This window comes from Pseudomonas sp. TH34 (genome assembly GCF_016650865.1).
Taxonomy (GTDB): Bacteria; Pseudomonadota; Gammaproteobacteria; order Pseudomonadales; family Pseudomonadaceae; genus Aquipseudomonas; species Aquipseudomonas yamanorum.
This window is the reverse complement of sequence record NZ_JAEKFB010000025.1, coordinates 78,272-91,450: the sequence shown is the minus strand read 5'-3', so window position 1 is coordinate 91,450 and position 13,179 is coordinate 78,272. Positions and strand designations below refer to the sequence as shown.

13 protein-coding genes are annotated in these 13,179 nt (G+C 57.9%); 10 read left to right on the top strand and 3 right to left on the bottom strand.

Features of this window, described 5'->3' with window-relative positions; genetic code table 11:
* Positions 1 to 41: 41 nt before the first annotated feature.
* Complete coding sequence (locus JFU58_RS20265; RefSeq protein WP_201141894.1) at positions 42 to 1,133, top strand: Zn-dependent alcohol dehydrogenase; 1,092 nt, start codon at positions 42 to 44, stop codon at positions 1,131 to 1,133.
* 53 nt (positions 1,134 to 1,186) lie between these two features.
* Here JFU58_RS20265 and JFU58_RS20260 read toward each other — a convergent pair whose 3' ends face one another.
* Entirely contained in the window at positions 1,187 to 1,804 is a 618-nt protein-coding gene (locus JFU58_RS20260) for a TetR/AcrR family transcriptional regulator (protein WP_201141892.1), read from the bottom strand.
* 40 nt (positions 1,805 to 1,844) lie between these two features.
* A complete protein-coding gene (locus JFU58_RS20255; RefSeq protein WP_242488292.1) occupies positions 1,845 to 2,900 on the bottom strand; it encodes a GlxA family transcriptional regulator in 1,056 nt (351 codons plus the stop codon).
* Between the two features lie 30 nt (positions 2,901 to 2,930).
* Here JFU58_RS20255 and JFU58_RS20250 point away from each other — a divergent pair, with 30 nt between their 5' ends.
* From JFU58_RS20250 to JFU58_RS20240, 3 genes are read left to right on the top strand one after another with little or no spacing between them, the layout of a single operon-like run.
* Positions 2,931 to 3,287, top strand: a complete 357-nt coding sequence (locus tag JFU58_RS20250; protein ID WP_242488291.1) for a DUF3817 domain-containing protein — start codon at positions 2,931 to 2,933, stop codon at positions 3,285 to 3,287.
* On the top strand, positions 3,284 to 3,712 hold the full coding sequence (locus tag JFU58_RS20245) for a CopD family protein (RefSeq protein ID WP_201141890.1): 429 nt from the start codon (positions 3,284 to 3,286) through the stop codon (positions 3,710 to 3,712). Before JFU58_RS20250 ends, JFU58_RS20245 begins: the two co-directional genes overlap by 4 nt.
* Positions 3,713 to 3,723: 11 nt before the next feature.
* Positions 3,724 to 4,767 carry a DJ-1/PfpI family protein gene (locus tag JFU58_RS20240; protein WP_201141888.1) on the top strand — a complete coding sequence of 348 codons (1,044 nt, stop codon included), beginning with the start codon at positions 3,724 to 3,726 and terminating at the stop codon, positions 4,765 to 4,767.
* Positions 4,768 to 4,786: 19 nt separating this feature from the next.
* Here JFU58_RS20240 and JFU58_RS20235 read toward each other — a convergent pair whose 3' ends face one another.
* Positions 4,787 to 5,761 (bottom strand): LysR family transcriptional regulator, encoded by a 975-nt coding sequence (locus tag JFU58_RS20235; protein ID WP_201141886.1) that lies wholly within the window; start codon positions 5,759 to 5,761, stop codon positions 4,787 to 4,789.
* Positions 5,762 to 5,945: 184 nt separating this feature from the next.
* On the opposite strand from JFU58_RS20235, the gene JFU58_RS20230 reads away from it, so the two are divergent.
* From JFU58_RS20230 to JFU58_RS20205, 6 genes are all read left to right on the top strand, one after another.
* Positions 5,946 to 6,632, top strand: coding sequence for a 3-oxoacid CoA-transferase subunit A (locus JFU58_RS20230; RefSeq protein ID WP_201141884.1), 687 nt, complete (start codon positions 5,946 to 5,948; stop codon positions 6,630 to 6,632).
* Positions 6,629 to 7,303, top strand: coding sequence for a 3-oxoacid CoA-transferase subunit B (locus JFU58_RS20225; RefSeq protein WP_201141882.1), 675 nt, complete (start codon positions 6,629 to 6,631; stop codon positions 7,301 to 7,303). Before JFU58_RS20230 ends, JFU58_RS20225 begins: the two co-directional genes overlap by 4 nt.
* A gap of 36 nt (positions 7,304 to 7,339) precedes the next feature.
* A complete protein-coding gene (locus JFU58_RS20220) occupies positions 7,340 to 8,317 on the top strand; it encodes an NAD(P)H-dependent flavin oxidoreductase (RefSeq protein ID WP_201141881.1) in 978 nt (325 codons plus the stop codon).
* 47 nt (positions 8,318 to 8,364) lie between these two features.
* A complete protein-coding gene (locus JFU58_RS20215; protein ID WP_201141879.1) occupies positions 8,365 to 9,627 on the top strand; it encodes an MFS transporter in 1,263 nt (420 codons plus the stop codon).
* Between the two features lie 78 nt (positions 9,628 to 9,705).
* Complete coding sequence (locus JFU58_RS20210) at positions 9,706 to 11,832, top strand: 3-hydroxyacyl-CoA dehydrogenase NAD-binding domain-containing protein (RefSeq protein WP_201141877.1); 2,127 nt, start codon at positions 9,706 to 9,708, stop codon at positions 11,830 to 11,832.
* Positions 11,833 to 11,991: 159 nt separating this feature from the next.
* Positions 11,992 to 12,801, top strand: a complete 810-nt coding sequence (locus tag JFU58_RS20205; RefSeq protein ID WP_201141875.1) for an oxepin-CoA hydrolase, alternative type — start codon at positions 11,992 to 11,994, stop codon at positions 12,799 to 12,801.
* Positions 12,802 to 13,179 lie beyond the last annotated feature (378 nt).

Genomic DNA, 13,179 nt, shown 5'->3' with positions numbered 1-13,179 from the left:
AACCTAATCCGCAAGGCATTGGCCGCGCGAAGGATACTCAAATGAAAGCAGCAGTCCTGAACCGTATCGATGGGAAATTTGATATCGAAGATGTGGAAATCGACAATCCTGTCGGGCATGAGGTGCTGGTGAGCGTAAAGGCCTCGGGCCTGTGTCACTCCGATTTGCACGTGGCCCAGCATGATTTTGGCGTGCCGCTACCGGCGATATTGGGGCATGAATTTGCCGGTGTAGTTGAACGGGTCGGCCCCGCCGTCGAAGGACTTGAGGTGGGCGACCATGTGGTGGGGTCACTGTTGCAGTACTGTGGCAACTGCGCCGCCTGTGCCGATGGCCGCACCTTCCAGTGTACCGACCCGGACAAGGTCCTGCGCAGCACGTCGCAAGTGCCACGTTTGCGCCGGCGGAATGCGCCGGTGGCCCAAGTGTTTGGCACAGGGGCATTTGCCTCTTCGACCCTGGTGCATGAAAACCAGCTGGCGAAGATCCCCAAAGAAATGCCCTTCCCCCAGGCGGCCCTGCTTGGCTGTGGCGTGCTCACGGGGATTGGTGCGGTAATCAATACCGCCGGCGTCAGGCCTGGGCAAACCGTGGTGGTCATCGGTGTCGGCGGTATCGGCCTGAACGTTATTGCCGGCGCGAAACTGGTGGGAGCGGCACACATCATCGCCATCGACGCCCAAGCTAAAAAAGAAGACCTGGCACGCAAGTTTGGCGCCACCGCGTTCATCAATGCCCGGGAGCAAGATCCCATCGACGCGGTGAAGCACATCCTGCCTGGCGGCGCCGACCACGTCTTCGAAGCTATCGGCCTGTATGAAACCTCAACCCAGGCCATCAAGATGGCGCGCAAAGGTGGCGGCATCTACATCATTGGCCTGCACAAACCGGGCGAGACGATTGACGTGGAAGTGCTGTCGGACCTGATCGTCAATCAGGTGCATATCACCGGCGTGTACATGGGTTCGAGCAATATGAAGCGGGATATCCCGCTGTATGCTGATCTGTACCTCAAGGGAAAGTTGAACCTCGACGACCTGGTCTCCAAAGAGATCTCGCTTCACGAGATCAACGATGCGTATGAGGAACTGAAAAAGGGCGGGATCGCTCGGAGCGTTATCACTTCTTTCTGATATAACGCCGGGCGCGGCAGACTGCTGCGCCCGGCTCATTCAACATCGCATGTTCAAGCGTACCAGTCGGGCATCATGGCATTGATGGCCTCAATGAGCGCGGCCCGACTTTTGGGCTGTTTGGTAAGTAGCCAATGCTCAATGGCCCCGGCTGTGCCTGCCGCCAAAAAGGTCGCGTACATCGCCAGGTCATCGGGCTTGCTGGATGGGGCTTTCACGTAGCCGCCCTCCAACACACGAATCACACACCCCGCGACATGCTCACCCAGTACCGTGCGCAGTGCATAACTGGACGATGCGGAATTCATGCTGCCGTAGACGGCGTGATGGCGCATCACATGGTCAATGATCTGGTTGGTGGTACGGTGCGTCAGCTCGCGAAACTGACCTTTGGGTACGCCATTTTGCAGTTCCTCCATCAGGTAGCTGCGAACGTCATCCAATTCTCGTGAAAGCACTTTGGTTAGCAACTGCACCGGCGTTTGAGCGTGCGCATAAAACGTCGTGCGCACCACGCCGGCACGCCGTGTCAGCTCCGACACCGATGCAGTCGTGATGTCCCGCTCACTGGCCAATTGCAGGACGGCCTCCTCCAGGCTGAGGCGCGTGCGCTTCTGGCGCGCATCCTCTTTAGGCGCTTCCAGAGTGAGGCTATCGCTTGTCGTAATCATAATTTACTTGCCTTCCTGATTGCCGACGCATTGGTTCGCGTCATTCAATTCTTGCGGGGATTTCTCTTAACCCCCCAAACGTATTGCGGTACGCCAGCGGACTGGTTCCCACCACGCGGCGAAAGTGTTCACGCAGCGACGTCGGTGAACCAAATCCTGAGCGCTGTGCAACCTGTTCAACCGACATATCGGTGCTTTCAAGGAAGCACTGCGCCTGCCGGACCCGCGCGTGTAACAACCATTGTAAAGGCGTCACGCCCAACTGCTCGCGAAAACGGCGGCTTAACGTGCGGGTACTAATAGAGGCCTTCGCCGCCATCTGCTCCAGTGTCAATGGCTGATCTAGATTTTGCTCTATCCATTGCTGCAAGTGGTGCAATATGCCGGTTGATTCCGGCGGCTCATGAATAATGAACTGCGCCTGCCCACCCGCCCGCTCCAGCGGCATGACCGCAAGCCGTGCCGCGTCGGCCGCAACCACTGCACCGTGATCGCGCCGGATCATATGCAGACACAGGTCCAGGCCGGCTGATGCCCCTGCTGAGGTCAACACCTGTCCATTATCAATAAATAGGACGTTTGGATCTACCGTGATAGTCGGATATTGCGCCGCTAGCGCCGGGGCGCCCAGCCAATGTGTGGTGACCTGCAATCCTTCCAGCAATCCTGCGGCGGCCAGTATGAAGGCTCCAGAGCAAATCGATGCAATCCGCGCCCCCGCCTCGGATGCCGCCCTCAAAGCGTCCAACAGCACTTTGGGCACCGGTCCAGTGACGTCGTGAACGCCAGGCACGATCACCGTGTCGGCACCGATAAGGTCGTTCAAATCCCACTTCACCTGCATATCAAAATGCTCAGTCCTGATCACCCGAGAGTGGCCGCAAACCATAACCTTATACGCCCGCTGGCCAGCGCCTAGACGAGTACGTCCAAATACTTCGATCGGCGTCGTCAGGTCGAACGGCACCACGCCATGGAAAGCAAGGATGGCGACCTTATGGGGGGTAACAACTGTGGGCATGGTGGCTTTCGCTTGGCTTGAATCCTTCGATGATTGGCATTTTAGCCAATTGGCGAGGTGATACAAGGCCGACATACTCACCCTCCGACTAGTAGAACCCCACCCATGATGAACAACTCAACTTCGCGCACCTTTGGCATCCTCAGGCAATTGCGATACGCCGCACTCCTCGAAGGCACCACACTGATCGTCCTGCTGGGCGTCGCGGTGCCTCTCAAGCATTTGATCGATTACCCGGTGGCGGTAAAGATCATGGGGCCGCTGCATGGCTTGGCGTTTTTGCTTTATTGCTGGTTGGTAATCAATGCGGCCACCAGTGAACGGTGGAGAGGCGCCGAGCTGTTTTGCGCTCTGGGTTCCGCCTTGATTCCGCTGGGAGGCTTTTTTGCCGCGCGGCATTTTCGGCACCAGCAAAACGCCGCGCGCAGCCAGTACTCGTCTGCCGAGAACGACGCGCCATGACCTACCTGCTGATCAAGTCACTGCATGTGTGTGCCGTTACGTTCTGGATCAGCGGGATGTTCCTGCAATCGTTATTACTGCTCGCTGGGCGCCACCTGTCCGGGCCGGTTCTGCCGCTGGAGCTGTCACGCCTGCGCACACTGCGCCGATGGTGCCGAAACATGACCGTGCCGGCAATGCTGGTCACCTGGCTGACGGGCCTATTCATTGCTACGCAAGGTGGCTGGGTGGGTGACCACTGGCTGATCTTCAAGTTTGCCTGTGTGTTGGGACTGACTGCCCTGCACGGTCTACTGACCGGTGTGCTTCGTCGGCGCCTGGAATATCCCACCGAAGCCCCCTCCCCCAGCCTCGGCCTGGTGCTGCCCTGCCTGTTGGCCATGACCTCGGCCATCATTTTCCTGGTGATCAACAAACCTTTTTGAGGAGTCTTTCTGTGTTCCAATCATTCACGCCGGACACACCATTACGCGTGCAGATCGTGCTGTTCAACGGATTCGACCTGCTGGATGCGATCGCGCCGTACGAAGTCTTCCTCGCCGCCGCCGATGCCAGCAACGGCGCCGTGCAGGTCACACTTGTCAGCGCCGAGGGCCCGCGAAAAGTGCCGTGCGGGCTCAGCAGCCTACTAATTCCCGCCGAAGGGTGGCTGGCCCCCGAAATCGCCGATATCGTTTTACTCCCAGGGGCAGCAGGCAAGACCGACAGCAGCGGCGCCGACTCCATCCCCGTGCTGCTCAACCAAGCCGCACAAACTGGCATCGCGCCGCAGATGCGACAGGCCCTTGAGCGCCCCGAGACGCTCGTAGCAACGGTGTGCGGCGGTTCGTTGATACTCGCCATGGCCGGGCTTATCGAACAACGCCACGCCGTGACCCATCACTTGGGAATGCCGGTTTTAACCTCGCTGGGTGTATCCGCGGTGAACGCGCGGGTCGTCGACGACGGCGATTTGGTGAGCGGCGGCGGCGTCACCTCAGGGCTGGACCTGGCGCTGTATTTAATTGGCCGTACGCTGGGCCCGCAAATCGCGCTGAGCATTGAAGCGTTGTTCGACTACGAGCGCAGGGGCACGGTTTGGCGGGCGCACGGCATGGCATCCCAGCCGACTTTCGTCGAGCCGCAGGTGCAAATAGAACCGTCGCTTGCCCCCGAGTCACCTAGCCCGGCGTCAAGGTTCGTCGGACAATGGGATGCACAAATCAGTACCCCAGTGGGAGTTTTGAAAATCAGATTCGATATTGAGCTCAAGGATGGTGTGATCCGGGGGCTGGCAACGCAGGGCGAGGAAACGGTGGCGTTCAACGCGCCGCAGATTGACGGTGATCAATTGCGTTGGACCCAGCGGGTGAGCAAGCCGATGAAGCTAAATCTGTTGTTCGTCGTACGTGTGGATGCAAATGTAATGACGGGGAGCGCCAAGGCGGGCGTGCTGCCTGCTTCAAGATTGGTCGGCAGGCGCCGCGAGAGCATAGATTGAAGTACAGGTGATCCGGATCTCAGTCAGCACGTGTCCTAGAGGCGGCGCTTGCGCCCAAAACGGTCGCATGAATCTCATCAGTAATCTGGCTGGCCGGCATCTTACGGGCCCAATCACGCGCGGTCATTGTGAAAAGCTGCACCGCCGGTGACTGGTTGTTGTACGTGTGGATCATCGACAACGCCGTGGTCACGTCGCTACCCTCAATGCATCGGAACACAACGTCGGACGGCGCGAAGGTACGGGTCGAAGCCGGCACGATAGCAACGCCGAAACCGGCGGCCACCATGCTGATGACGACCGACATTTGCGAGGACATCACCTCGACCTTCGGAACAAAACCGGCGGCCCCACAGACCCTCATCGTCGTGTCGTAAAAGCCGATACCGTGCTTGCGATGTACGCAGATGAAAGTGTCATCCTGCAAATCAGCCAGTTGTACGCTGGGCTTTCCAGCACAGCGATGGTTGCTGCGTAGCGCCACCAGCACGGGCTCGCACAGCACATCGAATGAAACGACACCGTCCGGCAAGACGATGGGAGGACGAATAAACCCCACATCGCACTGCCCCTTCGCTACCGCATCGACCTGTTCTGCCATATCCATCTGGTGCAACACCAGCTCTACATTGGGCCGGCTCTGGCGATACTGATAGACAATGCCTGGCAGCACGCCCGACAACGCGGCTGAGGCGACATAACCGATGGCCACTCGCCCCGCCTTGCCCTGGGCCACTTCCACGATCGCGGAGTTTGCAGCGTCCGCCTGGCGCAGCATGGCGACTGCTTGCATATAGAACACTTTCCCGACGTCAGTCAGTTCCAATTGGCGCCTGCTTCGTGACACCAGGCTGGCGCCCAATCGCTCCTCCAGCGCTCGCACCTGCTGACTCAACGCCGGCTGCGATATGCCACAGCGCTCGGCAGCCTTGGCGTAATGCAGCTCCTCCGCTAGAGCCACAAAGTATCGGTAGTGACGCAATTCAATATCCATTTTCAAAACCCGAGCTTATCGGCTACTCACTTACACTCGATCCTATCTTATCGAGCGTCAATGTGAATGATGAGATTCTTCATAAGGTCAGCTTATAAAACTAAAACTTTTGCTTGATTGATCTTATCCAGTGCGATCTCGAAGATAAAGCCATGCAAAGCGACATAGGTCGGGAGAGATTGCCGTGATCAACAAATACTTGGAATCCCACGCTGCAGCCGTCGCCGGTTTGACGGATGGCTGCAGCGTAATGGTCGGAGGCTTTGGCAGTGCCGGCTTACCGACCGGTTTGCTCGAAGCCGTTGTCGACCAGGGGGCCCGTGATCTGGTAGTGATTTCCAACAACGCTGGCTATGACCGTCAGGGCGTGGCCATGCTCATTGCCGCCGGCCGGGTACGCAAGTTGATCTGTTCCTATCCGCTGACTGCGGGTGCAACCGTCTTTCGCGACGCCTATCGCGACAAATCAGTCGAGTTGGAACTGGTCCCACAGGGCACATTCGCGGAACGGATACGTTGCGGTGGCGCCGGCCTCGGAGGTTTTCTCAGTCCCATCGGTGTGAGAACTATGTTGGCCGAAGGTAAATCGACGCACCGTGTCGACGGCCGTGATTACCTGATCGAATTACCTCTGCGCGCTGATTTTGCGCTACTTCGGGCTCGCACGGCTGACCGCTACGGCAACTTGATCTATCACCTGACAGGCCGAAACTTCAATCCTGTCATGGCGACCGCCGCCGAGTTGGTGGCCGTGGAAGTGGACGAGCTACTGGAACCAGGAGCGCTTGATCCTGAAGTGGTGGTCACCCCCGGTATTTTCATTGACCGCATCGTGCTCGCCCATTCTTCAACGAGCCAGGAGTCGACATGAATTACGCCAACACCCCCACCAGCGGTACCGTTAGCCTGAAGCCGTGGAGTCGCGAACAGATCGCCGCCCGTGCCGCGCAGGATGTGCCGGATGGATCCTACGCCAACCTCGGTATCGGCTTGCCCACACTGGTCGGAAATTTGATTACACCCGAGCGAGAAGTCTTCTTACACAGCGAAAACGGCATCCTGCATTTTGGCTCCCATCCATCGGCTCACGACGCCGACCCTTGCCTGATAAATGCCAGCAAGCATCCGATTTCATTGCTACCGGGATCAGCCATTTTCGATTCCACGCTCAGCTTCGCGATGATGCGCGGCGGCCACCTGGACCTGGCCATCCTGGGCGCCTACGAAGTCGCTGAAAATGGCGATATGGCCAATTGGACCCGCGTTGACCCTGGCACACCGCCAGCCGTTGGCGGCGCTATGGAACTGGCCTTTGGTGCCAAGCAGATTTGGGTGCTGATGGAGCACACCACGCGGGACGGCTGTCCACGCCTGCTGCGGCGCTGCAGCTTGCCCTTGACTGCAGCCGGCGTGGTGACACGCATCTACACCAATCTGGCGGTGCTGGACGTCACTTCAGAGGGCCTGCAGGTCAAGGTCATGGCACCCGGTGTCACATTCGACTACCTGCAAAGTTGCACCGAAGCCAAGTTGCTTGTTTGACGCTAACTCCCACGCGAAGTCTTATCAGGAGGTCTCATGTTATCGACCCTATTCACCCGCACCTTTGGCGTGCGACATCCAATCATTCAGGGTGGCATGCAGTGGATTGCGCGTGCCGAACTCGTGGCTGCGGTTGCCAACAGCGGTGCTCTTGGTTTTCTCAGCGCGCTGACTCAGCCCACACCCGACGATCTACATGCAGAAATCCTACGCTGTCGGAAAATGACGATACAGCCATTCGGCGTCAACCTGACGTTCCTGCCAGCGATCCGGCCGATTCCTTACGACGAGTACATCGACGTGATCATCCGCAGTGGCATCAAGATCGTCGAGACCGCTGGCAACAACCCGCAAGCGTATATGGACGACTTCAAGGCAGCGGGGATCAAAGTGATCCATAAGTGCACGTCCGTAAGACACGCGATCAAGGCCGAGCAGATCGGCGTTGATGCAGTCTCCATCGACGGCTTCGAGTGCGCCGGACATCCGGGTGAGGATGACATTCCTGGCCTCGTGCTAATTCCGCGCGCAGCCGACTCGATCAAAATCCCGCTAATCGCGTCGGGGGGCTTTGCAGATGCACGCGGCTTGGTGGCCGCACTGGCGCTGGGTGCCGATGGCATCAATATGGGCACGCGCTTCATGGCCACCCAGGAAGCGCCAGCCCATGCCGATATCAAGCAGCGCCTGGTTGAGGCGGACGAGCGTCAGACCCAACTGGTTCTTCGCTCCTTCAATAACACTTGGCGCGTGCACAGGAATGAACTGACGGAGCAAGTTATCGACATCGAAAACCAGGCTAACGCTCAGTTTTCGGACGTGGCGCCTTTGGTAGCGGGCTCACGTGGCCGCGCTGTGTACAGCAGCGGTGACTGGAACGACGGCGTGTGGAGCGTTGGCATGGTGCAAGGGCTCGTATACGACATTCCAACCGTCGAGCAGTTGGTTACGCGCATCGTTGACGAAGCGTCGGGCTTGATAAGCCATCGATTGACACACTTACAGACGGCCTGACCCCTAGTTCGCCAGCCATCTTATTAAAATAATTAGAGGATGCACTTATGGCCTTGGTAAAAAGTAGCAGCGACACCCTTGCTCCCCTACAAGACAAGACTTGGGTATTGGTGTTCGGGTTCGCCTTTCTCGGTCTGATGGTGGACGGCGCGGACTTGATGTTTTTATCGTACAGCCTGTCAAACCTGAAACTTGAGTTCGGGTTGAGCAATATCGAAGCCGGCATGCTCGGCAGTATCACGCTTGCCGGTATGGCGATTGGCGGCATCATCGGCGGCTGGGCCGCAGACCGATACGGCAGAGTGCGCACAGTGGTTTGGACCATCATCGTGTTTTCGATCGGGACCGCCGCGCTCGGCATGACCCACAGCTTCACCGAGTTCGCGGTGTTCCGCTTTATTGCGGCGCTTGGCTTGGGTGCCGAGTATGTAGTGTGCAACACCCTCCTGGCGGAATATGTTCCGACCGAGCGTCGCACCACTGCCCTCGGCGCGCTGCAGGCGGGCTGGTCAGTGGGTTATGTGTTGGCCACGCTGTTAAGCGGCTGGATCCTTCCGGACTACGGATGGCGCTGGCTCTTCTACATCGCGATTGTGCCCGTGTTCATGGCCATCGCAATACAGCGGTTGATCCCTGAGTCACCCGCGTGGCTCGCTGCACGGGCGCACCGCGCGAACCACAAGCACAGTGCCAGGCAGCAAAAGGCCGAAGGCTCGATGAAGCTGATTTTCGGAAATCCAGCGCATCTGCGAATGTTCATCCTATGGTCGCTGACCTCAGGCTTCCTACAGTTCGGATATTACGGCGTCAATAATTGGATGCCGACCTATCTGGAAAATGAACTGCACATGAATTTCAAAGCGATGACGGGTTATATGGTCGGCACTTATGTCGCCATGATCATCGGCAAGATAATCGCCGGCTGGCTGGCGGATAAGTTTGGCCGACGCGGGATGTATGTTTTTGGCGCGTTTGGCACCGCGCTGTTCCTACCTCTGATCGTTTTCTATAACTCACCCGACAACATCGCCTACCTGCTCATTCTCTTTGGCTTCCTGTATGGCATTCCATACGGCGTCAATGCGACCTACATGACCGAAAGCTTCGAGACACGGATTCGCGGTTCGGCTGTCGGCGGCGCCTACAACATTGGCCGCCTTGGCGCCGCGATAGCGCCTGCTGGCATCGGGTATCTCGCCACTGGCGGCTCGATTGGCCTGGGCTTTCTCGTCATGGGTATTGCCTATTTATGTTGCGGCCTGATTCCGGCGCTGTTCATCAAGGAGAAACAGTATGACCCCATGCAATGATGCCAGCGCCGCGTCGGCGCACTGGCCAAGCCTTCATTTCGAGCAACAGGCACGGGTCAACCCTTTGGAGAACACGCGATGAGTAACTCTGAAAGGCAGTCGACCACTGAGGTTGTCACGCAGAATCAACTCGGTCACGTGCTCCTGGTGACAATCAACGCCCCTCCCGTAAATGCACTCAGTGTCAATGTACGCCGCGGCCTCGCCAAAGCCATGGATACCGCCGAGGCGAATGCCGAAGTCGCAATGGTGCTGATTGTCGGCGCCGGCCGAAATTTCATCGCGGGCGCCGACATCCGCGAGTTCGGTCTTGCACCGCAGTCCCCTTCTCTACCGGACATATGCAATCGCATCGAGTCCTGCACCAAACCGGTGGTCGTTGCGATCCATGGCGCCACGTTGGGTGGTGGACTGGAGATTGCGTTGGCTGCGCATTATCGACTGGCTGTCCATGATGCAAAGATAGGGCTTCCTGAAGTGACACTTGGGCTGATGCCAGGCGCTGGAGGAACCCAACGCCTACCTCGTCTAATTGGCGTTGTGGCTGGATTAGAGCTGATGCTTGGCGGCAAGCCGATCGAGGCAGCCCGCGCTCATGCGCTGGGCCTCATCGACCGCGTGGCCCGCAGCAACGATGTTCTGGCCGAAGGCCACGCTTACACACTAGAACTGATCGCCACCAATGCCGCGCCCCGGCGCACACGCGACATGCAGTCAACAAAGGATAGCCACGCAGATCGTGTAGTGCTTGCGGCGGCACGCGCGCAGCTTCCAGCGAAATACCGGGGCTTGTTTTCCCCGGAAAAGATCGTCGACGCCGTTGAAGCCGCTATCGAGCGCCCCTTTGAGGCGGGACTGAAGTTGGAGCGTGAGTTGTTTCTGCAGTGTATGGAGAGCCCGCAGCGACGCGGCTTGGTTCACGCCTTCTTTGCCGAGCGTGAATCGGCAAAAGTGCCTGAAGCGAAATGGGCAACGCCGCGCGTGGTTAACAGTGTCGGCATTGTTGGCGGCGGAACGATGGGCGCAGGTATCGCGGTGGCAATGCTTGATGCCGGATTGCAAGTGACGATGGTCGAGCGTGATGAACAAAGCCTGGAACGTGGTCGCGCCCACGTCAGCAAAGTGTATGACGGACAGGTAGCCAAGGATCGAATGGATGCTGCCACACGTGAAACCGTGATGGCGCGGTTCAGCGGTTCGACCTCCTATGAAGCGTTTGCCAACACCGACCTGATCGTTGAAGCGGTATTCGAGGACTTGATGGTCAAGAAAGCTGTCTTCGCCGAGCTTGAACGCGTCTGTAAACCAGGGGCAGTGCTCGCCACCAACACCTCTTACCTGGACATTGATGAGATCGCCGCGACCCTGTCGCGCGCTGGAGACGTCATCGGCCTACACTTCTTTTCGCCCGCAAACATCATGAAGTTGCTCGAAATCGTCGTGCCGGCGAAGGTTTCGGCCGACGTAGTTGTTACAAGCTTTGAGTTGGCCAAACGCCTGAAAAAGGTGGCAGTACGTGCAGGCGTATTTGACGGTTTTATTGGCAACCGTGTTCTCGCGAAGTATCGGCAGGTGGCCGACCACCTGCTTGAAGACGGCGCCTCGCCATACGAGATCGACCGCGCAGTGCGGGAGTTCGGCTTTCCGATGGGACCCTTCCAGGTATCCGATCTCGCCGGCGGAGACATCGCTTGGGCATCCCGCAAACGACGCGCTGCGACACGTAACCCTCTCGCCCGCTATGTAGCTATTGGAGACCGCCTATGCGAAAACGGTTGGTTCGGGCAAAAGAGCGGTCGCGGGTGGTACTTGTATCCAGAAGGTGCGCGAATAGGCCAAGAAGACCCTGAGGTACTGGCAATTATCGACGAAGAACGCGCCAGAGCGGGCATCGTGCCGCGCGTATTCAGCCATGACGAAATCATGCGGCGTTACCTTGCAGCGATGATCAATGAAGGTGCAGATGTGGTGCATCAGAAAATCGCGTTGCGCCCACTCGACGTGGACGTCGTGATGCTCAATGGGTACGGTTTTCCGCGCCATCGAGGTGGGCCATTACACTTCGCGGATCGCCTAGGACTGCCGCACGTGCTATCGGATATTCGCGAGTTTGCAAAGGAGGATTCCCTATTCTGGCAGGCGTCACCACTGCTCATTGACCTGGTCGAGCGCGGTACTCGCTTCGCTAGTCTGAACACGCTTTGAGCATCGAGGAATCACAATCATGCGTGAAGTAAGAATTGCATTGACCCGCCGCATGCTCATATTCGACACACACCGCAGTTCATTGCCCGTGGCCTGGGCTCTTTCGGACTGCCCAACATTCATTAACGCGACTTCGCTCGTCTCGAGGAGTAGATGACCATGAGACCACCGCTCCTCGTGCACCGCGCTGGCGCAGTACGCGTGCTGATCAACAACAATCCGGATGCGCGCAACGCGCTGACGCCCGGATTCTATGAGGCTCTTCGTCGCGAGCTCGATGACGCTCAAGCTGACCGCTACACGGGTGCAATCGTGATCACCGGAGCTGCCGGTTTCTTCTGTGCTGGCGGCGACCTTAAACAACTTGAGAAGCGGCGCGAACTGCCGGCAGCCGAACGGCAAGAACGGATCGAAGCGTTACATGATGTCGTGCGTGCAATTCGAGACTGCACGAAGCCCGTGATCGCTGCAGTCGAGGGCGGTGCAGCCGGTGCAGGAGTTTCGCTTGCGTTGGCGTGCGACTTGCTCGTGATGGCGCGCAACGCGTACTTCACCCTCGCTTATATCAAGGCAGGCTTGACGCCTGACGGCGGTGCCACGTTTTTTCTGTCTGAGTTCGTTTCGCGACAGTTGCTCACCGAATTGTGCCTAACCGGAGACCGTATCGGCGCCGAACGTCTAGCCTCGTTGAGCGTTGTCAACCGTCTGGTCGATGCCGGTGATGCCGAAGCTCAAGCGATTGAGCTTGCGACCCGCATCGGTGATGGTCCAGCGCGTGCCAGCGCGCGGATAAAGTCACTGGTGCGCAGTGCTCACCGCTCCACCCTCAGCACACAGCTCGACGCGGAGACACAGTTAATGGTTGAGTCTCTCGGCGACGCCGAGTCGGCAGAAGGCATCGCTGCCTTTCTAAACAAGCGCGCAGCAAACTACCGCTCTATGCGCGAAAGTGGGGAGAAAGAGCATTGATGATGCTGGGAGTCTGTGGGTCCTGATTCTTTTTAATTAATTTTTGTCATCCGGCGTTGTACTCAGGGGTATCGAGCTGACTGATTGTTGCAAGGTGACCACTTGACTTGAGTTTGGTAAGAGTCGAAATTTCTGTTTAGCACCCCCTGAATTTCACACCCATTCCATATCGAATAGGAGCATGCCGGTAAGACCATCCTCCGAACAACGCCAAGAGCTGGTCTCGCTTTTTTCCAGCCCAATGGCACGCCTCAAACCAGACGAGTTTGGACTTCCGAAAGGAATTGGTCCCCGTCTGGCCTGTGTCGAGAAGAGGTTGCAGTACTCTCGGGAGTGAGTGAGAGTGCTTACACGTAGCTTGGACATCCAAGTGTGCAA

Coding starts and splice junctions, on each gene's coding strand:
- JFU58_RS20265 (WP_201141894.1), top strand. CDS start 42: ATGAAAGCAGCAGTCCTGAACCGTATCGATGGGAAATTTGATATCGAA.
- JFU58_RS20260 (WP_201141892.1), bottom strand. CDS start 1,804: ATGATTACGACAAGCGATAGCCTCACTCTGGAAGCGCCTAAAGAGGAT.
- JFU58_RS20255 (WP_242488292.1), bottom strand. CDS start 2,900: ATGTCGGCCTTGTATCACCTCGCCAATTGGCTAAAATGCCAATCATCG.
- JFU58_RS20250 (WP_242488291.1), top strand. CDS start 2,931: ATGATGAACAACTCAACTTCGCGCACCTTTGGCATCCTCAGGCAATTG.
- JFU58_RS20245 (WP_201141890.1), top strand. CDS start 3,284: ATGACCTACCTGCTGATCAAGTCACTGCATGTGTGTGCCGTTACGTTC.
- JFU58_RS20235 (WP_201141886.1), bottom strand. CDS start 5,761: ATGGATATTGAATTGCGTCACTACCGATACTTTGTGGCTCTAGCGGAG.
- JFU58_RS20225 (WP_201141882.1), top strand. CDS start 6,629: ATGAATTACGCCAACACCCCCACCAGCGGTACCGTTAGCCTGAAGCCG.
- JFU58_RS20220 (WP_201141881.1), top strand. CDS start 7,340: ATGTTATCGACCCTATTCACCCGCACCTTTGGCGTGCGACATCCAATC.
- JFU58_RS20215 (WP_201141879.1), top strand. CDS start 8,365: ATGGCCTTGGTAAAAAGTAGCAGCGACACCCTTGCTCCCCTACAAGAC.
- JFU58_RS20210 (WP_201141877.1), top strand. CDS start 9,706: ATGAGTAACTCTGAAAGGCAGTCGACCACTGAGGTTGTCACGCAGAAT.
- JFU58_RS20205 (WP_201141875.1), top strand. CDS start 11,992: ATGAGACCACCGCTCCTCGTGCACCGCGCTGGCGCAGTACGCGTGCTG.